Origin of the sequence: Micromonospora sp. NPDC006431, from assembly GCF_042870725.1 — a bacterium.
GTDB lineage: Bacteria > Actinomycetota > Actinomycetes > Mycobacteriales > Micromonosporaceae > Micromonospora.
The window spans coordinates 549,580-571,452 of the sequence record NZ_JBIAHQ010000002.1; the positions used below are offsets into that span (position 1 = coordinate 549,580).

Genomic DNA, 21,873 nt, shown 5'->3' on the forward strand with positions numbered 1-21,873 from the left:
TCCGCTTCGATCCGCCGGGGTCACCGGCCACCCCGGCGTCCCGGCCCCACGCCCCGAGCCACCACCGCGAGGCCGGACCCGTCCCGGACCGCGGCGACGTCCCCGTCCGTGTCGGTCCGCAGCACCCGCGCGCCGGCCCGGGTTAGCCGGTCCAGCAGGCCCGGGTTGGGGTGCCCGTAGTCGTTGTCCGCGCCCACGCACACTAGGGCGACGGCGGGCCGGACCGCCGCCAGGAACTCCGGATCCTGGTAGGCCGACCCGTGGTGGGCCACCTTCAGCACATCGGCCCGGACGCCACCGGGCGGCAGGCTCTCCAGCAGGGCCCGCTGCTCCTCCGTCTCGGCGTCGCCGGGCAGCAGGATCCGCACCCCGGCCACCGTGGCCGCCAGCACCAGGGAGTTGTTGTTCGGATCCGACCGGCTGCCCCGCAGCGGGTACGGCGGACCGAGCACGGCCAGCTCCGCTCCCCCGGCCCGCCACCGCCAGCCCGCCGGGACGGCACGCAGCGCGGCGCCGCCATCGCGCGCGGCGGCGCGTACCTGGGACACGCCGTAGGGCGGCTCCGCCCACTGCGGAGTCACCACGTCCGCCACCCGTCGGCCCCGGAACACCCCGGCGATGCCGCCCACGTGATCGGCGTGAAAGTGGCTGACCACCAGCAGCGGGACCTCGCGTACACCGAGCCGGCGCAGGCACCCGTCCACCCCGGCCGGGTCCGGGCCGGCGTCAACCACCACCGCCCGGCCGGCGGACACCGGCAGCACCACGGCGTCGCCCTGCCCCACCGCGCAGGCCACCACCACCCAGCCGGCCGGTGGCCAGCCGGCGGCCAGCAGCCGGACGGGCAGCGCGCCGAGCACCGCGGCGACCGCGCCGACCGCGACGAGCCGCCGGAGCAGCGGCCGGCGGGTGGCGAGCAGCAGGGCCACGCTCAGGGCGGCCAGCAGCAGGGCGCCGGTCACCCCGCCCGGCCAGGGCAGCGTCCCGGCGGGCAACCGGGCCCCCTGCCGGGCCACCGTCACCAACCACCAGGCCGGCCAGCTCGCCAGCCAGGCGGCGAACTCGGCACCCGCCGGCCAGACCGGCGACGCCACGGCGGCGAGCACGCCGAGCACGGTGGCGGGCGCGACGGCCGGCACCACCAGGAGGTTCGCCGGCACCGCGACCAGGCTCACCGTGCCGGACAGGCCGGCGATCACCGGACCGCAGGCGAGCTGGGCGGCGGCCGGCACGGCGAGCGCCTCGGCCAGCCCTGCCGGTACGCCCCGCCGGCGCAGGCCGTCCCGCCACCCGGGAGCGAGCAGCAGCAGCCCGGCGGTGGCGCACACGGAGAGCGTGAAACCGGGGTCCCCGGCCAGCTCCGGGTCGACCAGCACCAGCACGGTGACCGCGGCGGCGAGGGCCGGCAGCGCGGCCCGGGATCGGCCGGCGGCGAGCGCGGCCAGGCCGATGGCTCCCATCGCCGCGGCGCGGACCACGCTCGGCGACGGCCGAACCAGGATCACGAACCCGACCAGGGCGACTACGCAGAGCGCGGCGGCGGTCCGGGGACCGGCCCGGGCCCAGCGGGCGAGCAGCAGCACCGCCCCGACGACGATGGCCACGTTCGAGCCGGACACCGCGTTCAGATGGGTCATCCCGGTGGTCTGGAAGTCCTCCTCCACCGCCGGCGGCAGGCGGCTGGTGTCGCCCACGACCAGGCCGGGCAGCAACCCGCCCGGCTCGTCGGGGAGCGGCTCGCACGCGCGTTGCAGCCCGGCCCGGAGGGCGCCGGCGGCCTGCTGCACCCAGGGCGGTGGGCCGTGCAGGGTGGGCGACCCGGTCGCCGAGAGCACGGCTGCGGTCAGGTCCCCGCCGCGCGGGGCCATCAGCCGTCCCCGCGCGGTCGCCCGCTGCCCCGGCAGCAGGGTCCGCCAGGCCGGATCGCTCGCCAGCACCAGGCCCCGCACCGATCCGGCCACCTGCCGGCCGGTGGAGTCGGTCAGACGGAGCAGGTCGGCGCGGAGGAGCACGGTGGCCGGCCGGCCGGCGACGCCCCGGATCGGGCGCGGGTCGTCCCGGACCACCAGCTCGACGGTGACCAGGGGCCGCTCCTGCACGAGCGCCCGCACCGGGGCGGCGTCGCGGACCGCGACCCGGGCCGCGGTGACGGTTGCGCCGCAGACCACCCCGAGCAGCACGGCCACCGCGATCCAGCCGAGCCGGCGGACCGGGACGGCCGGCCGGCCCAGCAGGCCGCACAGGTGGAGGCCGAGGAGGGTGGCCAGGCCGCCGGCGACCGCGGCCACGGTGGCCGTCGCCGCCGCGGTGAGGTGCAGGCCGGCCAGGGCGGCCAGCCAGGCGGCCACCGCCAGCCCGGCCAGCCGCAGATCGGGTACCTCGCGAGCCTCGGTGTCGGTCGCGGGGTTCACACCGTCACCAGTTCTTTGAGCTGCTCGTACCGGGCATCGCCGATGCCCTCGACCTGGCGCAGGTCGGAGACCGACCGGAAGCCGCCGTGCCGCTCCCGGTGGTCGAGGATCCGCTGGGCGAGCACCGGGCCGACGCCGGGCAGCGCGTCGAGCTGGGCCAGCGTGGCCGTGTTCAGGTTGACCGGACCGGCGGGCGCCCCACCTTGGGCCGCCGGGCCCGCCGCCTGGTCGGGCTGCGCCGGCTGGCCGGGCGGTGCGGCCACGCTGACCAGGATCAGCTCGCCGTCGGTGACCTTGCGGGCCGGGTTGAGCAGGGCCACGTCCACACCGGGCAGCGCGCCACCGGCCGCCTCGAGGGCGTCGCCGACCCGCGAGCCGGCGGGCAGCCGGACCAGGCCCGGTCGGCGTACCTTGCCGGCAACCGCGACCACCACCTCGCCGCTCGCCCCGGACGAGGCGACCGGGGACGGCGGTGGCTCGTCCGCGGCGGCCACCGTCGACACCGGCCGGACCGGCTCGGCGTGCGGGCGGGACCGCCAGGCCCAGACCCCGGCCACCAGCACCACGACGACGGCGACGACGGCCAGCGCCCGGACACCCCGCCGACCGGGATCGAACGCGCCCGGCCCGGGCAGCCGGGAGAGCCGCGACGACGGGTCCGGGCTGGGCTCCGGCCCGTCCGCCTCGGCGGAGCCGGTGACCGGCGGCACGACCGCATCGGAACGCCGGCCCGGCTCCCCGGGTACGCGCGGTCGGGGCGTGGCGGGTGCCGCCGGGAGCAGGTCGAAGGTCGGCCAGTCCGGCTCGCGGCGGGCGTCCCGGGTGAACAGCCGGGACAGCCGCCGGCGCACCGCGCTCTCGTCGTCGTCTGACACGGCGCGAGGCTAGGTCGCACGACGGGTGGTGTTCAGGAAGGACCAGGCAGGCTGTGGACAGACGGATCCCCTGTGGACGACGACCTGATCATGCCCGAACCGTGCTATCGGGCGGGGCGGCAGGCGACAGTTCGCGGGCGAACCGGCGTACCGCCTCGACGGTGGCCCCGACGACCTCCGGCGGGTACAGGCGGCGCAGCAGCCGGTCGTTCCAGGCGGTGAGCCGGGCCGCCGGCAGCCGCGCGACAAGTGCCGCGATCAGCCGGTACGGCACGGTCAGCGGCCCGGTGGTGGCCACGCTCGCTCCCATCAGCACCAGCCCGGCCAGCAGGTCCGGGTGCCGTCGGGCGACGTGCAGCGAGACGTACCCGCCGAGCGAGTGACCCACCAGGGCGGGACCGGCGTCGAGGTCACGGACCGCCTCGGCCACCACGTCGGCGGCCCGGTCCAGGTCCCACGGCTCGGCCGACCGGCGACCGTGCCCGGGCAGGTCGATCGCGGCCACCGGGAACTCCGCGGCGAGCGCGGCCAGTTGCGGCTGCCACTGGCCCCGCGCGAAGCGGGTGCCGTGCACCAGGACGATCGGTGGTCGGGCCATGCTCACCTCGCCTCGGGGTCGATGCCGAACACCGCCCGGCCGCCGTCCACCGGCACCGTCGCCCCGTTGACGAAGCTGGCCCGCTCCGACAGCAGGAACGCCACCACCTCGGCCACCTCCCCGGTACGCCCGATCCGGCCCAGCGGGTGCAGCCGAGCCAGTTCGGCGGTGATCCACTCCGCCTCGGCCGGCTCCCTTCCCGCGAGGAAGGCGGCGTGCCGCTCGGTGTGGATCGAGCCGAGCGCGACGGCGTTGGTCCGTACGCCCCGGACGCCGTACTCGACGGCGAGCGAGCGGGTGAGCCCTTCGAGGGCGGCCTTCGCCGTGGCGTACGGCAGGGCGCCCGGCACCGCCCGGCGGGCCTGGTGGGAGGAGACGTTGACGATCGCGCCACCGATGCCGGCGGCCAGGAACCGGCGTACCGCGGTGCCGGCGCCGACCACGGCGGGGCGCAGGTTCCGCGCGATCAGCTCGAACACCTCGGCCGCGGGCGCGGTGTGCAGGGCGGCGTCCCGGAACACGGCGGCGTTGTTGACCCAGCCGGCCAGCGGGTCGGCCGCCTCGGCCAGGTCGGCGGCCCGCCCGGCGACCTCCTCGTCGGCGGCGTTGCCGAGCACCGGCCGCAGCCGGTCGGCGGCGGGATCCTCGGCCAGCCAGCGCAGCGCGTCCTGGTCCTGCTCGACGACCACCACGGTGCCGCCGTCGGTGGCGAGCCGCTCCACGATGGCCCGTCCGACGCCCCGGCCCCCGCCGGTCACCACGTACGACACGACGTCATTCTCCCGGGCCCGGATGGCCGCGCGCCATCCGGAGCCGCATCGGGGAAACTGCGGTGTCCGGGTGCACTGGATGCCGCCACCTCACCGAAGCCGCGCACTCGCCGGGTGGCGCCGGTACCACGCCGAGGCGGCGTCGGTCAGGACGGGCGGCGATGGATGACCACGCAGGCCAGTCCCGGTCCGGCGTGCGCCGCCACGACCGCCCCGGCCTCGGTGACGTACGTGTCGTGCACGCGGGCGCCGAGGCGCTCGGTCAGCGCCGCGACCAGTTGCTCGGCGCGCTGCGGGGCGGCGAGGTGGTGCACCGCCAGGTCCACCTCGGCGTCGCCGGCCGCCTCCACAGCCAGGTCGACCAGGCGGGCCACACCCCGGCTGGCGGTACGGACCTTGTCCCGGAGCGCGATCGTGCCGTCCGGCATGTGCATGATCGGCTTTACCGACAGGGCGGTACCGAGCAGGGCCTCGGCCGCGTTGATCCGGCCGCCCCGACGCAGGAACTCCAGGGTGTCCACGTAGAAGAAGATGGTGGTCCGGGCGATGGCGTCGACCGCCGCCTGGCGTACCCCGGACAGGTCCGCGCCCCCGGCGGCGGCCGCGGCGGCGGCGAGCGCCGAGAAGCCCAGGCCCATCCCCGTCGAGCGACTGTCGACCACGGCGACCCGGTCGCCGAACTCGGCGGCGGCCAGCCGGGCGGCCTCCACCGTGCCGGACAGCTCGGCCGACAGGTGCACCGAGAGCACGCCGTCGGCGGCGGCGAGCCGTTCGCGGTAGACCTGCGCGAACTGCTCCGGGGCCGGGCGGGAGGTGCTGGCCGAGACCCGCCGGCCGCTCAGCGCCCGGGCGGCGTCGTCCGGGAACGTCTCGACCCCTTCGCGCCCTTCGACGCCGTTGAGCACGACGGTCAACGGGACGACGGTGAGCCGGTGCGCGCGCACCAGCTCGGGCGGGAGGTAGGCGGTGGAGTCGGTGACGACCGCGACGGGCATGACCGGCACGCTAGCCGATGCCGGCCCGGCACGCCCGGGCCGGATGAGTCAGACCGCGTCGGTCAGCGCCGGCTGCGTGATGAGCCCGACGTTGTGCGCGCGCAGGTGCCAGCCCCGGACGTCGTTGTTGCGCAGCTCGGTCCAGTGGCAGTTGGCCAGCGAACCGACGCTGCGCAGCACGGCGTGGTCCCAGCCGAGCAGGTGGCCGACGCCCTGCCGGGCGCCGCCGCCGTGCGTGGTCACCACGACGGTGCCGCCGAGGGCCAGGTCGGCCGCGTCCTGCATGGCGGCGCCGAGGCGCTTGCCCAGGTCGTCGAGGTTTTCGATGCCGGCGCCCGGGTCGGGGTCGCCGGCGCGCCAGCGGGCGTACTCGTCGGGGAAGCGCTCGGCGACCTCGGTGAGGGCAAGGCCCTGCCACTGGCCGAAGTGACGCTCCCGCAGTCGGGCGTCGGTGCGTACCGGAAGCCCGGTCAGCGCGGCGAGGGCGGCGGCGGTGTCGGCGGCCCGGCGCAGGTCGCTGGCGACGATGGCGTCCGGGCGCAGCGCGGCCAGCACGGGCGCGGCGGCGCGGGCCTGCTCACGACCGAGGTCGTTGAGCGGGACGTCGGTCTGCCCCTGGACCCGGTCGGCGGCGTTCCAGTCGGTGTTGCCGTGCCGCCAGATGATCAGGCGGGTCATTCCGCGCTGACGGTGCCTGCGGTGGAGTCGGCCAGGTCCCGGTCCACGAACGGGATCTGCGGGCAGTCCTTCCAGAGCCGGTCGAGGGCGTAGAACTCGCGCTCCTCGGTGTGCTGCACGTGCACCACGATGTCGACGTAGTCGAGCAGCACCCAGCGGCCACCCCGCTCGCCCTCGCGCCGGACCGGCTTGGCCTTCTCCGGCAGCTCCAGCAGACGCTCCTCGATGGCGTCGACGATGGCGAGCACCTGGCGCTCGTTCGGAGCGGCGGCCAGCAGGAACGCGTCGGTGATGGCGAGCTGGTCGCCCACGTCGATGATGACGATGTCCTGCGCCTTCTTGTCGGCCGCGGCCTGGGCGGCGGCCATCGCCAGCTCGTGAGCGCGTTCGGAAACTGTCACCGTACTCCTTCGATCAACCGTGCGATCCTCCAAGCCTCTCACACCGGGCCGCGCGACGACTTGTCAGTTCTGGCCGATTACCCGGACAAACGCTCGCGTTCGGGAAGATTTCACCGCTGATAGAGGCGCCGCTTGGCGATGTACTGCACCACACCGTCCGGCACCAGGTACCAGACCGGCTCACCCCGGGCCACCCGGGCGCGGCAGTCGGTCGAGGAGATGGCCATGGCCGGGACCTGTACCAGGCTGACCGTGTCCGCGGGGAGGTGCTTGTCGGAGAGTTCGAACCCGGGGCGGGTCACCCCGATGAAGTGGGCCAGCTCGAACATCCGGTCCACTTCCTTCCAGGACAGGATGCGTTCCAGCGCGTCCGCACCGGTGATGAAGAAGAGCTGGACCTTCGGGCCGTACTCGGCGTGCAGGTCGCGCAGGGTGTCGACGGTGTACGTCGGGCCGCCGCGGTCGATGTCGACCCGGCTCACCTGGAAGCGGGGGTTGGAGGCGGTGGCGATCACCGTCATGAGGTAGCGGTCCTCGGCGGAGCTGACCACCTCGTCCGCCTTCTGCCAGGGCTGGCCGGTGGGGACGAAGACCACCTCGTCCAGGCCGAACCGGTCCGCCACCTCGCTGGCCGCCACCAGGTGACCGTGGTGGATCGGGTCGAAGGTGCCGCCCATGATCCCGATCCGCCTGATGTCTTCCTCCACCCCGCGATCGTAGGCCGGTGCGGGGTGTCGGCAGTCTCGCCCCTTGCCGGCGCCCGCGCTTCGGGGCGGTTCCGGCCGGGCTTCCCCGATCGTCCGGTTGGCCATATACTCGCCTGCGAGTAATCGGAAGCGAGCATCACGGGAGGGCGGCATGTCGGGGCGGCGGAAGGTCGGCAACCTGCTGGCCCTGGCCGTGTTGTCCGCCCTCGTCCAGCGGCCCATGCACCCGTACGAGATCGCCACCACGCTCCGCGGCTGGGGCAAGGACCACGACATGGGCATCAAGTGGGGGTCCTTCTACACCGTGGTCCGCAACCTGGAGCGGCACGGCCTGATCGCGGCCGTGGAGAGCGTCCGCGCGGGGCGGCGCCCTGAGCGCACCGTCTACCGCATCACCGACGCCGGCCGGGCGGAGCTGGTCGACTGGACCCGCGAGCTGGTCTCGACCCCGGTCGCCGAGCAGTCCCGCTTCCGCGCCGGCCTCTCGGTGCTCGCCGTGCTGCATCCCGAGGAGGCGACGGCCCTGCTGCGCCGGCGGCTGGCGCTGCTGGAGGAGGAGGTCGGGGCCGAACGCGCCGCCCTCGCGGAGCACCTGCGCACCCTGCCACGCCTGTTCCTGGTCGAGTCGGAATACGACATGGCCATCCGGGAGGCGGAGGTGGCCTGGGTCCGCGCCCTGCTGGCCGAGCTCGGCTCGGGCAGCTACCCGGGCCTGGCCGAGTGGCGGGCCTTCCACGAGACCGGCGTGCTGCCGGCCGAGCCGGACGGGCCCGGGGAGAGGAGCGGCTCCGCACCGTGATGGACGGCCCCGGCACGGTGCGCCAACACCAGGCCGGGGCCCTTACCTCGAACCGACACCCGAAGGTGCCCGGCCCGAAGCGGCAACCACGAGGATAGCTGGGCTCCCTCCACGTCGGTTCGCACGCATCGCAACCGACGATCCCTGGGAGGGAACCGTGACCAGAGTGAGAACAGCGATCGTGATCGGCGGCGGCATCGCCGGCCCGGTGACCGCGTTGGCGCTGCACCGGGCGGGCATCACCGCGACCGTGTACGAGGCGTACCCGAGCACCACCGACGGCGCCGGCGGCACGCTCGGGCTCGCGCCCAACGGCGTCGCCGCGCTGCGCGCCGTCGACGCGGACCGGGCCGTGACCGCGATCGGCAATCCGATGGTTCGAATGGTGATGGCGGTAGGGCGCAAGCGCATCGCCCTGCCGGGTCTGGCGGGTGTGCCGCCGTTGCAGGTGGTGCACCGCAACGAACTGCACCGCGTGTTGCACGACCGCGCCCACGCCGACGGGGTGGTCATCGAGCACGGGAAGCGCCTGGTCGACGTGCGGGAGACGGGCAGCGGCATCACCGCCCGGTTCGCCGACGGCAGCACGGCGACGGCGGATGTCCTCATCGGCGCCGACGGCATCCGGTCGGCGGTGCGCGCCCTGATCGACCCGGACGCCGTCGGACCGAAGTTCACCGGGCTGCTCGGCTTCGAGGCGGTGGCCCGGCACGAGGTCGAGGTGGAACCAGGCACCATGACGTTCGCCTTCGGCCGGGGCGGCTACTACCTCTACTGGCCGGAGCCGGGCGGCGGCACCCGGTGGGGCGTCAACCTGCCGCAGCAACGGCCGATGAGCCTCACCGAGGCCCGCGCCGTGCCGCCGGCCGACTGGATGCGGACGCTTCGGGCCGCGTACGCCGACGACGACCCGGGTCGCGAACTCATGCTCACCAGCCGCGAGGACGAGCTGCAGGTGGTGGGCTCGCTGCACATCATGCCGCCGGTGCGGCACTGGCACCGCGGGCGGATGGTGCTGGTCGGCGACGCGGCGCACGCGCCGTCGAACAGCTCCGGCCAGGGTGCCTCGCTGGCCATCGAGAGCGCCGTGCAGCTGGCCCGCTGCCTGCGCGACCTGCCGGACATCCCGTCCGCGTTCGCCGCCTACGAGCAGCTGCGCCGCGGCCGGGTGGAAGCGGTCGCCGCGCGAGCGGCGAAGATCAACCGCACGAAGGCACCGGGCCCGGTGGCCCGGGCGCTGATGCCGGTGCTCATGCCGGTGCTCATGCCGATGCTGATGCGGATCGCGATGAACCCGGAGAAGACGCTCGGCCCGGAGCAGCGGTACGCCATCGACTGGGACGCCCCCGTGACGACGGCCGCACGCTGAACCCGCGCCGTGGGTGGCGCGCCCGTTTCGGCGCGCCGCCCACGAACCGGTCAGGCCGAGGCGGCGGCCACCGCCGTGCGCGCCACCAGCGCGCGGCGCAGATCGTCGTCCCGGTCGACGACCTGCCGACGCAGGCCCGGCGTCAGGTCGTCGCGGGCCAGCAGCGCCGCGGCCAGGTCCCGGGTGGACCGCGCCACGGCGTAGCGGGGGAAGGCCAGGGCGGCGACCCGGTCGGCCATCCAGGGAGTACGCAGCCGCGCCGTCGCCGGCATGTCGGCGAAGTACCGCTCGACGTATCCGGCGGTCAGCTCGGCCTGCTCCGGCTGCCAGAAGCCCTCCGCGGTCGCCTCGACGAGCCGGTTGGAGAGCTCGGTGTTGCTGGTGATGATCTCCCAGGCGACCCGTTTGGTGTCGGCGTCGGGCAGCGCCGCCCGGCAGCTCGCGGCCCGCTCGGCGCCGGTGGCGCTGCGGTCGGCGGCCGCCTCGGCGGCGATCTCCGGCTCGCCGGCCGCACCGAGCACGACCAGCCGGTGCAGCAGCGCCCAGCGCAGGTCGGCGTCCACGGCCAGCCCCTCCGGCACGCCGTCGCCGGCCAGCCAACCGGCGAGCAGCCCGGCGTCGGCGGTGGCGCCGATCAGGCCCCGGGCCGCGGCGAGCTGCAGCGAGCCCCCGGACGGAGCGCCGGCCAACAGCGCGGCGCACGCCTCCGCGATCCGGAGCAGGGCCGCGTCCCGGGCCAGCGGCTCCAGGTAGCGGTCGACCAGGCCACGGCTGAGGGCGAGCACGTCCTCGGCGATGATCACCTCAGTCTCGGCCGGCAGCGCCGCCGCGATGAGCGAGATCACCGAGGCCACCGGACGCTCGCCGTCGGTGGCGGCGTCCAGGGCCTCGCCCCAGAGCAGCGCCCGGGCCAGCGGGTCGTCCAGCCCCGCGAGCAGCATCGGCACCGCGTCCGCGGAGGCGGGGTCGAGCCGGATCTTGGCGAAGGTGAGGTCACCGGCGTTGGGCAGCAGCAGGCCGGCGGCCGGCTGCCCGATCAGCTCGGTCAGCTCGGTGCGCCCGCCGTCGGCGTCCGGGTCCAGGTCCACCTCGAAGCGGTGCACCGGGGCGTCGGGAGCGTAGCGGGCCACGCCGATGCGGTGCGGGCGCAGCACCGGGTACGCCTCCGGCGCGGTCTGCACCACCGCCGCCTCGCTCCACCGGCCGTCGGCGTCCACCGCGGTCACCATCCGCAGCGTGTTCACCTGCGGGCGGCGCAGCCAGCGGGCGGCCCAGTCGGCCAGGTCCCGCCCGCTCGCTGTGCTCAGGCTCTCCAGCAGGTCGGTGAGGGTGGCGTTGCCGAACCGGTGCTTGGCGAAGTGCGCGTTCAAGCCGGTGAGGAAGGCGTCGTCGCCGACCCAGGCGACGAGCTGGCGCAGCACGCTGGCGCCCTTGGCGTAGGAGATGCCGTCGAAGTTGAGCAGGGCCTGGGCGGCGTCGGCCACCTCCGCCGGGGCCACCGGGTGGGTGGACGGGCGCTGGTCGGCCGCGTACCCCCACGCCTTGCGGCGCATCGCGAACGTGGTCCACGCCCGGTCGAACCGGGTGGCCTCGGCGGTGACCCGGGTGCCCAGGTACTCGGCGAAGGACTCGTTCAGCCAGAGGTCGTCCCACCAGCGCATGGTGACCAGGTCGCCGAACCACATGTGCGCCATTTCGTGCGCGATCGTGGTGGCCCGCAGCTCCCGCTGGGTGTCGGTGACCGCGGAGCGGAAGATGTAGTCGTCGCGCAGGGTGACCAGACCCGGGTTCTCCATCGCTCCGGCGTTGAACTCCGGCATGAACGCCTGGTCGTACTTGCCGAACGGGTAGCGCTCGGCGAAGAGCTGGTGGAACCGGTCGAAGCACTGCCGGGTGACCGTGAAGATCTCGTCGGCGTCGGCGTCCAGGTGGGCGGCCAGCGACCGCCGGCAGTAGAGGCCGAGCGGGATGCCGTCGTGCTCGTCCTGGCGGACGTGCCAGGGGCCCGCGATCAGCGTGAAGAAGTAGGTGGCCAGGGGTTCGGTGGGGGCGAACTCCCAGCGCCCGGGCGCCGGACGCTCGGCGAGCCGCCCGTTGGCGGCCACGGTCCACTCCGGCGGGGCGGTGACCGAGAGGGTCACCGGCGCCTTCAGGTCGGGCTGGTCGAACGCGGCGAAGATCCGCTGCACGTCGTCGAGGAAGGACATGGCGTAGAGGTACGTCTCGCCGTCGGCCGGGTCGACGAACCGGTGCAGGCCCTCGCCGGTGTTCGAGTACGCCATCTCGGCGCTGACCGTCAGGGTGTTCTCCGCGGCCAGCCCGGTCAGCGGCAACCGGTTGTCGTCGAGGACGGTCGGGTCGAGGTCCCGGCCGTTGAGGCGTACGCCGAGGAGGTTCACGGGTTTCAACTCGGCGAAGGTGTCGGCGCCGGGGGTCGCCCGGAACCGGATCGTGACGGTCGAGCGGAACCGCTCGCCGGCACCGGTCAGGTCGAGGTCCACCTGGTAGGACTCGACGGTAATCAACGCGCCACGCGCGGTCGCCTCTACACGGGTCAGGCTCGGCATCCGCTTATCCTGCCCGATGGGGATCCGGACGGGCTCCCCGGTGACGCGTGGCGATGGAGGAACGACATGGGTCAGCACCCCAAGGGCGACTTCGACCTCTCCCGGGCGATCTGGCAGCGGGCCGAGGGTGACGCCTCCGACGGCGCGGTCGAGGTGGCCTTCGTCGACGACCTGATCGGGATGCGCAACTCGGCCGAGCCGGACGGGCCGGTGCTGGTCTTCACCCAGGGCGAGTGGGACGCCTTCGTCGCGGGTGCCCAGGACGGCGAGTTCGACCTGGAGTGAGCCCCGGCGCTCAGTCACCGTCGCCCCAACCCAGACCGCCGAGGCCGGGCGCGTGGTGGAAGCCCGGGTGGCCGGCCACATCCGCGCACCGCTCGCCGTCGGGCCCGAGCGCCCCGCAGAACAGCCGCTCCGCGCGGTGCCAGGCGTCGGCCGGAGAGAGCGCCGCGGCACCGAGCGCCAACTCCGGGCGGAGCAGCCCCAGCGCCTCGGCGTACGCGACGGCCAACTCCCGGGCGACAGCCGGATCGACGGCCTCGAAGCCGAGGTGCACGGTGAAGAACCGGGGCGGTCGGGCCCCGGACCGCCGGGGCGGTGCGATCAGTGGCTCCTCGCGGTCGCCGGGGCGCAGGCTCAGCCCGGTCACCGCCCGCCGCTGCCGCCAGTGCGCCGCCCTGTTGTCCCGCATCCGTCCTCCCCCGTCGCCGGTGACCACCGCCGGTCGTGCCCGGCGGATCCGCGACCGGCCCGCCGCCGGTCTCCGGGCTGAGCGAACCAGCTTTTCCGCGCCCTGGGAGGGGCCAGCTCCGGTGCTCTCGGCTGGCCCCTCCCAGGGCCCGCCGCAGCTGCTACACCAACGCCTCAACGGGCGGGATTCGCCCGCCCCGGCACGGGTAGACGGGCACCGTCGCCGAGCCGCGTCAGGAGCAGCAGATGAGCACCATCCCCACCGACCGCAGTCCGGACAGCACGCTGGCCTTTCTCCGCGAGGGGTACCGGTTCGTCGGCGACCGCTGCAACCGGTACGGCAGCGACATCTTCCAGACCCGGCTGCTGCTGGAACCCACCATCTGCCTGCGCGGCCGCCCGGGCGCCGAGCTGTTCTACGACAACGACCGGTTCGTCCGCCGGGGGGCCATGCCGATGCGGGGGCAGCTCACCCTCACCGGGGTCGGCGGCGTCCAGGGGCTCGACGGTGCGGCTCACCAGGCGCGCAAGGCGATGCTCATGTCGATGATGACGTCCGCCGCCATCCGGCAACTCGGGCAGCTCTTCGACGACGAGTGGCGGGCCCGGATCCCGGTCTGGGCGGAAGCCGGCCCGGTGGCGCTCTGCGAGGAGGTCGACCGGATGCTGACCCGGGCGGTCTGCGCCTGGACGGGCGTGCCGCTGGCCGGCGCCGACGTGGTGCGCCGCAATGACGACCTGCACGCGATGATCGAGGCGCCGGCCGCGGTCGGTCCGCGGCACTGGCGGGGTCTGCTGGGCCGCCGCCGCGCCGAACGCTGGATCGGCGACCTGATCGAGCGGACCCGGTCGGGGGCCCTGCCCGCGCCGGAGGGCAGCGCGCTGCGGATGGTCGCCGGGCACCGCGACGAGCAGGGGCAGCTGCTGCCCCGCCGGATCGCCGCGGTGGAGCTGCTGAACGTCCTCCGCCCGACCGTCGCGGTCAGGCGTTTCGTGATGTTCGCCGCGCTGGCCCTGCACGACCATCCGCAGTGGCGGGAACGGGTCCGCGGCGACGACGCGGCCACCGAGAACTTCGTGCAGGAGGTACGGCGCTACTACCCCTTCTTCCCGGTGGTGATCGCCCGGGTCCGGCGCTCCTTCGAGTGGCAGGGGCACCACTTCCCGCAGGGTCGCCGGGTGGTGCTCGACCTGTATGCCACCAACCACCACCCTCAGCTGTGGCCGGAGCCGGAACAGTTCCGGCCGGAGCGGTTCACCGGCTGGCGGGGCGACCCGTTCAGCTTCATCCCGCAGGGCGGTGGAGACCATTTCACCGGCCACCGCTGCCCCGGCGAGTGGCTCACCATCGAGCTGATGAAGCGGGCGGTCATCAACCTGACCTGTGCGATGAGCTACCGGGTCCCGCCGCAGGACCTGGCGCTCGACCTGACCCGGATGCCCGCCCAGCCGCCCAGCGGGTTCCTCATCGACGGGATACGCCGGGCGGAATGAACCTCCGGCCGCGCGCGGGAGCCGGCCGCCGTGGCCCGGGTCGCCGCCGACCGAGAGCGGCCGGCAGCACCGAGCTGAGCAGCGCGACCAGCGCCGAGGCCGCCACCACCCCCGCGACCGGCTGCCAGGGCACTACGACCGCGGCCGGGCCGACCAGTTGCAGTAGTGCCACCCACAGGCCGCCGAGGGTGAGTCCGGCGACGCCGCCGGCGAGCGCCACGCCCAACGCCACCACGAGGAGGGCCTCCGCGGCGACGATCCAGAGGATCTGGCGCGCCGTCGCGCCCGCCAGCCGCAGCAGGGCCAGGTCACGTGCGCGGTCCCGGGCCGCCATGAGCATGGTGCCGGTGATGGCGAGAATCGCGTAGAGCAGCGCGATTCCGAGCACGACCCGCAGCCCGACCGCGCTGGCCCGGTTGCGGTGCGCGGCGGTCGCGGTCGACCACTGGTCCGGCGTGGTCACGGTCGCCCCCAGCCCGGCGATCGCCGCTCGCAGGGCCCGCTCCGCCGCCGCCCGGTCGACGTCCGTCGGCAGCTGCACCTGTACGCGCTCGGCGAGCGCGGCGCCGGCGTAGCGGCCGGTCAGGTAGGCGCCGTTGCCGCCCGCACCGTCCCGGATCACCGCCGCGACCCGGAGCGACACGGGAGTGCCGTCGCCGAGCCAGATCCGTACCGGTTCCCCGACCCGGCGGTCCCATTCCTGGTCGACCACGATGGTGTCGTCGCGCAGATCGTCGAGGGATCCGTCGAGCACCGGGAGGGCCAGCAGGTCGAGCGGGGCGTCCCCGGTCGTCGCGTGGGCGCCGTGTCGGATGAGCGCCTCGCCGTCCTCCACGTCGTACACCGAGGTCGGGTAGACCACCCGGGTTCGCAGGCCGGGGATCTGGCGCACCCGGTCGACCACCTCGCGGTTGAGGCCCGGCGTACCGGCGGGCAGGATCAGGTAGTCACCAGCGAGCTGCGCCCGCCGCTCGACGGCCCGGGCCCGGTCCACGGTCGCGGTGACCGAGAGCAGTCCGGCGGCCAGGCCCACGGTGAGCAGCACGGGTGCCGCTGCCGCGGCCGCGCGCCGGGCCGCGGTCAGCACGGTCTGGCCCACCACTGTCCCGGTGACGCCGCCACGGTTCGCCAGCGGGCCGGCCAACAGCCGCGCCACGCACGGTACGAGCACCGGAGCGAGCAGCGCAAAGGCCACCACCAACAGCATGATCATGGGGGTGTACTGCTTGCGTTTCAGCGCATCGGCCGGCGCGTCGAGCAGCGGCCAGAGCAGCATGGCCAGGGCCCCGACGAGCACGCCGAGTCCGCCGATCCAGCGCCCCACGCTCATCGCCCCCGATTCGACCACAGCCTGGCGGATCGCCTCCACCGGCCGGATCCGCCCGGCCCGCCAGGCGGAGGAGCAGACTCCGACCCCCGCGGCGGCCATCCCCACCGCGAACGCGATGACCAGCGGGATCAGCGACTGGGACGCGGTGAACCAGGGCGGTGCGAGGCCGAGCTCGACCAGCCAGCCGGCCAGCCGAGGGCCGCCGAGCCGGGCCAGCTGCCAGCCTGCGGCGGACGCCAGGATCGCGACGACCGCCGCCTCGGCGAAGATCAGCCGGCGTACCTGCCCGGGGGTGGCACCGGCCATCCGGAGCAGGGCGAGTTCCCGCCGGCGCTGGGCCAACGCGTACGCGAACGTGCCGGCGACCACGAAGATCGAAACGAAGACCGCGATCCCCCCGGCCGTACCGGCGAGCGCGTTCGCTGCGGTCAGCGCCTCGGCGTCGCGGCGCAGGTCGGGGTCGAGCCGGCGCAGCCCCGGCCCGGTGTGCAGCACCGCGTCGGCGGCACCGATCGCCTGCCGGACGCGCTGCGCGGGCGCGGACACCACCAGCGCGTCGATCCGGGGCGAGATCCGCGCGGCTTCGGCGTCGGTGAAGAAGACGGCGCGTTCGAAGGGCACCGCGGCGGTGACGCCGACCACCGTGTACGCGCGGGCACCCGCGCCGGTCAGCACGGTCACCCGGGCTCCGACCGGGGCGGCCCGCTCGGCGACCACGATCTCGCCGGCCGCCGCCGGTGGGCGTCCGGCCATCATCCGGTACGGCGTGAAGCCCGCTGCCGACCACGGATGCCCGACCTGGTCGGCACCACCGTCGGGGAGCTGGGCGTAGAACGTGCGGTCGACGACGACCGGCCCGAGCGCGCCGAGGCGGGCGACCAGCTCCGCCGGCAATCCGCGCGGCTCGGCCAGGGGCCTGGCGGCGGCGCCGTTGACGGTGGTCACCCGCAACTCGTCGACCGGGCTGACCACCACGGGCGCGGCGGCGTACCGCTGGGCGGGGCGCGGCGGCGCGGCGAGCGTACCCCCGATGACCTGGCCTGTCGCGCCCACCAGGCCGACCCCGACGGCGAGCGCGATGAAGGTGCTGACCAGGGTGACCCACCGGGTGACGAGGGTGCGCACGGCAAGGCTCAGCACGGGGCGAGCTCCAACCGGGTCATCCGGGCGGCGACGGTCTCGGCCGTCGGTGCGGTCAGCTCGCCGACGAGCCTGCCGTCGGCGAGGAACACGACCCGGTCGGCGTGCGCGGCGGCGACCGGATCGTGGGTCACCATGATGATCGTCTGTCGCTGGGTGTCGACGAGGTCGCGCAGCTTGGCCAGTACGTCCCGGCTGGCGCCGCTGTCCAGGGCGCCGGTCGGCTCGTCGGCGAACACCACCGCGGGCCGGGTGACCAGCGCGCGGGCGATGGCGACCCGCTGCTGCTGACCCCCGGACAGCTCACTGGGCCGGTGGCGTTCCCGCCCCGCCAGCCCCATCTCGGCGAGCGCCCGGGCGATCGCGGCGCGGTCGGGTCGCCGGCCGGCCAACCGCGCCGGCAGTGCCACGTTCTGCGCGGCGGTGAGCATCGGCAGGAGGTTGAACGTCTGGAACACGAACCCGATCGACTCCCGCCGTAGCAGGGTCAGCCGCTTCTCGCTGAGCCCGGTCAGCTCCACACCGGCTACCACGACGCTGCCGCTGTCCGGCCGATCGAGGCCGGCCGCACACTGCAGCAGGGTCGACTTGCCGGAGCCGGACGGACCCATGATCGCGGTGAAGGTCCCGGCGGCGAAGCCGATCGTGACGCCGTCGAGCGCGGTGACCGCGCCGGCCCCGGTGCCGTACGTCCGACGCACGCACCGCAGCCGCACTGTTTCATCCATGTCGGCAAGCACACCGGTTCGCCGAGGCCGGGGCAGTAGGTCACGATCGACTCTCGGGGTAGAACTTCTGCTACCCCCACCGTCGGGCTGGCCGGCTTCCGAGCCGGCGTCGACCGGCCGTACCGTCACCCGCATGCCCGTTCGGAGCGCCGGAAAGGCCATGTACCGCCGCGACCTGATGGCGTCGACCTGGCCGTGGCGGGCGACCGCGTACCTGCTGAGCGGGCTGCCGGTCGGCGTCGTCGTGCTCGCGGTCCTGGCCACCCTCATCGTGTTGGGTGTGGTGTCGGCCGTCGCGCTGGTCGGCGTGCCGCTGCTGGTCGCCGCCACGCTGGTCGGGCTTCCCGTCGGAGCGGTGGAGCGCCGCCGGCTGTGGCTGGTCGACGCCGAGCCGATCGCCGACCCGCACCAGGTGCCCGAACGCCCTGGACTGCGCGCCTGGCTACGCCAGCGGTACCGCGAGCCGGCCACCTGGCGCGAACTGGGCTACACGGTCCTGCTGGCCACCCTGCTCTGGCCGCTCGATCTGCTGGTGGTCGGTTGCGCGCTCGGCGTACCCGGTTCACTGCTCACCGCGCCCGCCGCGCAGGCCCTCGGCGGAGACGGCGAGGTGAAGCTGCTCAAGGCCATACTGCTGACCTCGCCCGCCGCCGCGTGGGCGGCGGTGCCGATCGGCGTGGTTCTGCTGGTGCCCGCGGCCTACCTGGTCACCGGGTACGGTGCGGCGCGCGCCGCCCTCGCCCGGGCGCTGCTGGCACCCCGCGACAACGAACTCGTCCGGCGGGTACAGGACCTGACCCGGTCACGCGCGCGGCTCGTCGACGCGTTCGACGCCGAGCGGCGCCGCATCGAGCGCGACCTGCACGACGGCGCGCAACAGCGGCTGGTTGCCCTCGGCATCACCCTCGGACTGGCCCGGCTGGCCACGCCCGCCGAGGTGCCAGCGCTGATGCAGCGGGCGCACGACCAGGCGAACCTGGCACTGGAGGAGTTGCGTGACCTGATCCGGGACATCCATCCGCGGATCCTCACCGACCGGGGCCTGCTCGCCGCCGTCGCCGAACTGGCCGACCGCTCGCCGATCCCGGTCGAGGTGGACGTCGCGCTGCCGACCCGCCCACCATCCGCCGTCGAGACGGCCGCCTACTTCGTGGTCTGCGAGGCGTTGGCGAACGCCGCCAAGCACAGCGGCGCGACCCGGATCCAGGTCAGCGGTCGCATGCAGGCGGACCGGCTGGTCGTCGAGGTGGGCGACGACGGCTGCGGCGGTGCCGACGCGGCCCGGGGCAGCGGGCTGACCGGCCTCGCCGACCGGATCGCGGTGGTGGCCGGCAGACTGACGCTGACCAGCCCGCCCGGCGGGCCGACCCTGCTACGCGTGGAGCTGCCATGCCATCGGACCAGCCGATCCGAGTCGTCCTCGCCGAGGACGGTGTCCTGATCCGGGAGGGCATCGCCGGCCTGCTCAGCCGATTCGGGTACGACGTGGTCAGGACCGTGGGGGACGCCGCAACGCTCGCCTCCGCCGTCTCGGCCTACCGGCCGGACCTGGTGCTGACCGACGTACGGATGCCACCCGACTTCACGGACGAAGGGCTGCGCGCGGCGATCACCCTGCGCACGACGTACCCGGATCTCGCGGTGCTCGTGCTGAGCCAGTACATCGAGCTGACCTATGCCGGGGAGCTGCTGGACATCGGCAGCGACGCCGGGGTCGGCTACCTGCTCAAGGACCGGATCGCCGATGTCACCACGTTCGCCGAGGCGGTGCGCCGCGTCGCCGCCGGTGACACGATCATCGACCCGAAGGTGGTCCAGCAGTTGCTCCGTCGGCGCCGGGATCCGTTGCAGCGGCTCAGCGAACGGGAGCGTGACGTGCTGGCGCTCATGGCGGAGGGCCGGTCGAACGCGGCGATCGCGCGGACGCTGGTGGTCAGCGAGGCCGCGATCGGCAAACACATCACCACCATCTTCACCAAGCTCGACCTGCCACCGACCGAGGAGGACAACCGGCGAGTCCTCGCCGTCCTCGCCTACCTGCGCGGCCAACCACCCGCCGGCCGCGTCCCCAACCGCACTGGACAGAACAGCTAGTCGGCCACCACGAGCGCCTGCGGGGCCGCCTGCTTCATCCGGCGGGCCGGTCCTGCATCCTGCCGTCGCTGGTAGGCGGCGGCTAGATGGTCCTGGAGTTCGGCGTGCCGGAACTGGTAAACCACGCCAGCCTGGCGCAGCACCTGCCGCCGCAGCGCCTCCCGGAACAGCACCGGAAACCGTACCGGCGGACGCCCAGGCAGCAGCACAACCTGAGCGAAGCCGGTCAAGACCGCCGGGCCGAGGCCGCTGGCGATGCCGTACATCATGCCGGCCACGATGCCGAACTCCGGTCCGACCGACCACATCCCGGGCCGAGGCGGATCCACGACGTTGAACAGCGTGAACAGGACTCCACCGAGGACGACACCAGACGTGACCGTCACCACCGTCCGGCGGCGGTCGGCCCGGAACGTACCGTCCGGGGTGCTCGCTGGTGAGTCGGCCAATGGCTTCAGCCAGATGCCGAGCAGACCGGACGCCACGTTGGCTCGGCCGATCGACGTACCGACGATCAAGAGGCCCATCAGACTCGACCCGACCAGCACCCCGGCGAACGGGCCGAGGAGGAGTCCGGTGGCTACGCCGATGGTCAGCGGCGGTCCCGACCCGACCACCAACAGCGTCCGCATCTCCGCCCGGGTCGGCCACCGCAGGTCCATGCCGATCGGTTGGGCCGGCGCCGGCGCCGAGCCGGGAGGGGTAGACGGTAGGGCAAACACGGCGGCGGTGCCGACGGCCGCGAGAAACGCGCCCAGCAGCGCCCACAACAGGTCGGACCCAGCCCCGTGGGCCAACGCCACGCATGCCCCAGCCAGCACGGCCGTCGGCAGTCCGAATCCGATTCCGACCGCGATCGACAGGGGCCCGACGGGAACCCAGGTCGGAAGCTCCCACCAGCGCAGGTCGCGGCGCCCCCGCAGGTGGTAGGCGACCCAGGATAGGTAGAACAGGTGGCGCCGGTTCCGCCGCCGGTCGCGCCTACCGCGCGGGCCGGAATCAGACGGGTAGGCCCGCTCCAGGAACTGGCCGATCACGCGCGCCTTCACCTCCGCCACCGAGGAGAGCTCGATCAGCTCCGCCGGGTCGGATGCCTCACCGTCCGGCCCGTCGAACGCGTCCCGGGCCAAACTCAGGATCAGCGGGATGGCGAATGCTTCCGCGGCCGGCGAGTCACGTTGGCTGCGCAGCTGCTCGGTGAGCCGCCGCCAGAGCCGACGTTGCCGGTCGCTGTCATGGCCACGGCGCAGGTACTCGGCGGCAGTGTCTGGCTCAACCGGGTCGAGCTGGAGGACGACCGGGCGCGGCAACCGCCCGCTGGCGCGCGCACGGTCGTACCCCTCGATCCGGGAGGTGAGTACGACCCGCAGCCCGGCAGCCTCGCGCGCGATCGCGGCGAGCGCGTCCCGCTGCCCCGCCGCCGGCATCTCGTCGAGGCCGTCGAGGAAGAGCGCCACCCGTTTCTCCTCGATCAGGCGGCGTGCGGCGTGCGCGCCGTAACGCGGGTGCCGCAGGGCCCGGAAGTTCGCTTCCATCTCTCTGACCAGGTGGTCAACCAGCGACCTCTCGTCCGGGATCCAGCCGCCGAGGGTGACCCAGACCGGCACCGGCGTGCCGGCATGCCCCCCTGTCAAGATCGGTTTGACGCACTCCTCGGCCGCCTTCACCAGTAGCATCAGCATCGCCGCGGTCTTCCCGCTACCCGCCGGACCGAGCAGGACCAGTTGCTGGCGCTGGATCCGCCGGTAAAGGTCTGCATGTAGGTCGCTGACGACGCCCTGTTCGCCCCGACTGTCTTCGGCCCGGTTCCGGCGGCCAGCGTTTCGACGGCGCGCAATCCGCCGATCTTTCCCACTGAGGCGGTCGAACACCTCGTGTATCGGCAGTGACCGTTCGTGGTCCCAGTGCCAGGTGACCCGAACCGGGTCGGCGGCCGTCCCGATGCCCCAGGCATCGGACTGCGCCGACCACAGCGACAGGGTGGCCCGGGCCAGTACGTCGGCTGCCGCCACGAGCTGCTCCGCCGCCGGTAGCTGCGGCTCCTCAGAACCGCGCCGCCACTCCACCACCGCATAGGCGAGTACCACGAGGCCACACGGGATCCAGATGGCCTTGTCCAACCAGGACGGTAGGCGAATCGCCGTGGTGGCCAGGTTGACTACGACGGCGAGCACGGCGGACAGCGAGGCCGCAGCCAGAGCGAGAAGGAATCGCCGCATGTACATCT

General features: G+C 74.3%; 19 protein-coding genes. 6 read left to right on the forward strand and 13 right to left on the reverse strand.

Going from position 1 to position 21,873, the window contains the following annotated elements; all coding sequences use genetic code 11:
- Positions 1-20: 20 nt before the first annotated feature.
- From ACFYM6_RS06120 to nadD, 8 genes are all read right to left on the reverse strand, one after another.
- On the reverse strand, positions 21-2,411 hold the full coding sequence (locus ACFYM6_RS06120; protein ID WP_387272702.1) for a ComEC/Rec2 family competence protein: 2,391 nt from the start codon (positions 2,409-2,411) through the stop codon (positions 21-23).
- Complete coding sequence (locus tag ACFYM6_RS06125) at positions 2,408-3,286, reverse strand: helix-hairpin-helix domain-containing protein (protein WP_387272703.1); 879 nt, start codon at positions 3,284-3,286, stop codon at positions 2,408-2,410. The genes ACFYM6_RS06120 and ACFYM6_RS06125 overlap by 4 nt, the downstream gene beginning before the upstream one ends.
- 88 nt (positions 3,287-3,374) lie before the next feature.
- On the reverse strand, positions 3,375-3,884 hold the full coding sequence (locus tag ACFYM6_RS06130; RefSeq protein ID WP_387272705.1) for an alpha/beta fold hydrolase: 510 nt from the start codon (positions 3,882-3,884) through the stop codon (positions 3,375-3,377).
- A 2-nt stretch (positions 3,885-3,886) separates the two neighbouring features.
- Complete coding sequence (locus ACFYM6_RS06135; protein WP_387272707.1) at positions 3,887-4,654, reverse strand: SDR family NAD(P)-dependent oxidoreductase; 768 nt, start codon at positions 4,652-4,654, stop codon at positions 3,887-3,889.
- A 146-nt stretch (positions 4,655-4,800) separates the two neighbouring features.
- Positions 4,801-5,649, reverse strand: a complete 849-nt coding sequence (locus tag ACFYM6_RS06140) for a DegV family protein (RefSeq protein WP_387272709.1) — start codon at positions 5,647-5,649, stop codon at positions 4,801-4,803.
- 48 nt (positions 5,650-5,697) lie between these two features.
- The gene (locus ACFYM6_RS06145; protein WP_387272711.1) at positions 5,698-6,327 is read right to left on the reverse strand and encodes a histidine phosphatase family protein; all 630 of its coding nucleotides are present in this window, start codon (positions 6,325-6,327) and stop codon (positions 5,698-5,700) included.
- A complete protein-coding gene (gene rsfS / locus ACFYM6_RS06150) occupies positions 6,324-6,728 on the reverse strand; it encodes a ribosome silencing factor (protein WP_387272712.1) in 405 nt (134 codons plus the stop codon). Before rsfS ends, ACFYM6_RS06145 begins: the two co-directional genes overlap by 4 nt.
- A 110-nt stretch (positions 6,729-6,838) precedes the next feature.
- Complete coding sequence (gene nadD, locus ACFYM6_RS06155) at positions 6,839-7,435, reverse strand: nicotinate-nucleotide adenylyltransferase (RefSeq protein WP_073838284.1); 597 nt, start codon at positions 7,433-7,435, stop codon at positions 6,839-6,841.
- A gap of 151 nt (positions 7,436-7,586) precedes the next feature.
- Here nadD and ACFYM6_RS06160 point away from each other — a divergent pair, with 151 nt between their 5' ends.
- A complete protein-coding gene (locus ACFYM6_RS06160; protein WP_387272714.1) occupies positions 7,587-8,234 on the forward strand; it encodes a PadR family transcriptional regulator in 648 nt (215 codons plus the stop codon).
- Between the two features lie 157 nt (positions 8,235-8,391).
- Positions 8,392-9,603 (forward strand): FAD-dependent monooxygenase, encoded by a 1,212-nt coding sequence (locus ACFYM6_RS06165; protein ID WP_387272716.1) that lies wholly within the window; start codon positions 8,392-8,394, stop codon positions 9,601-9,603.
- Positions 9,604-9,653: 50 nt separating this feature from the next.
- On the opposite strand, the gene pepN is transcribed toward ACFYM6_RS06165, so the two are convergent.
- A complete protein-coding gene (gene pepN, locus ACFYM6_RS06170) occupies positions 9,654-12,170 on the reverse strand; it encodes an aminopeptidase N (RefSeq protein ID WP_387272718.1) in 2,517 nt (838 codons plus the stop codon).
- A gap of 66 nt (positions 12,171-12,236) precedes the next feature.
- Between pepN and ACFYM6_RS06175 the strand changes: the two genes are divergently transcribed.
- Positions 12,237-12,455 carry a DUF397 domain-containing protein gene (locus tag ACFYM6_RS06175; protein WP_387272720.1) on the forward strand — a complete coding sequence of 73 codons (219 nt, stop codon included), beginning with the start codon at positions 12,237-12,239 and terminating at the stop codon, positions 12,453-12,455.
- 10 nt (positions 12,456-12,465) lie between these two features.
- Here ACFYM6_RS06175 and ACFYM6_RS06180 read toward each other — a convergent pair whose 3' ends face one another.
- Positions 12,466-12,861, reverse strand: a complete 396-nt coding sequence (locus tag ACFYM6_RS06180; protein WP_387272722.1) for a hypothetical protein — start codon at positions 12,859-12,861, stop codon at positions 12,466-12,468.
- Between the two features lie 245 nt (positions 12,862-13,106).
- Here ACFYM6_RS06180 and ACFYM6_RS06185 point away from each other — a divergent pair, with 245 nt between their 5' ends.
- The gene (locus ACFYM6_RS06185) at positions 13,107-14,354 is read left to right on the forward strand and encodes a cytochrome P450 (RefSeq protein ID WP_387272724.1); all 1,248 of its coding nucleotides are present in this window, start codon (positions 13,107-13,109) and stop codon (positions 14,352-14,354) included.
- On the opposite strand, the gene ACFYM6_RS06190 is transcribed toward ACFYM6_RS06185, so the two are convergent.
- Together ACFYM6_RS06190 and ACFYM6_RS06195 are read right to left on the reverse strand one after the other, a co-directional pair.
- Positions 14,326-16,824, reverse strand: a complete 2,499-nt coding sequence (locus tag ACFYM6_RS06190) for an FtsX-like permease family protein (RefSeq protein WP_387272726.1) — start codon at positions 16,822-16,824, stop codon at positions 14,326-14,328. The genes ACFYM6_RS06185 and ACFYM6_RS06190 overlap by 29 nt on opposite strands.
- Positions 16,818-17,552 (reverse strand): ABC transporter ATP-binding protein, encoded by a 735-nt coding sequence (locus ACFYM6_RS06195; RefSeq protein ID WP_387272728.1) that lies wholly within the window; start codon positions 17,550-17,552, stop codon positions 16,818-16,820. Before ACFYM6_RS06195 ends, ACFYM6_RS06190 begins: the two co-directional genes overlap by 7 nt.
- Positions 17,553-17,685: 133 nt before the next feature.
- Between ACFYM6_RS06195 and ACFYM6_RS06200 the strand changes: the two genes are divergently transcribed.
- Both ACFYM6_RS06200 and ACFYM6_RS06205 read left to right on the forward strand, forming a co-directional pair.
- A complete protein-coding gene (locus tag ACFYM6_RS06200) occupies positions 17,686-18,993 on the forward strand; it encodes a sensor histidine kinase (RefSeq protein ID WP_387272729.1) in 1,308 nt (435 codons plus the stop codon).
- Positions 18,942-19,646 (forward strand): response regulator, encoded by a 705-nt coding sequence (locus tag ACFYM6_RS06205; RefSeq protein WP_387272731.1) that lies wholly within the window; start codon positions 18,942-18,944, stop codon positions 19,644-19,646. The genes ACFYM6_RS06200 and ACFYM6_RS06205 overlap by 52 nt, the downstream gene beginning before the upstream one ends.
- Here ACFYM6_RS06205 and ACFYM6_RS06210 read toward each other — a convergent pair.
- Positions 19,643-21,865, reverse strand: a complete 2,223-nt coding sequence (locus ACFYM6_RS06210; protein ID WP_387272733.1) for an NACHT domain-containing protein — start codon at positions 21,863-21,865, stop codon at positions 19,643-19,645. The two genes, ACFYM6_RS06205 and ACFYM6_RS06210, sit on opposite strands and share 4 nt — an antisense overlap.
- Positions 21,866-21,873 lie beyond the last annotated feature (8 nt).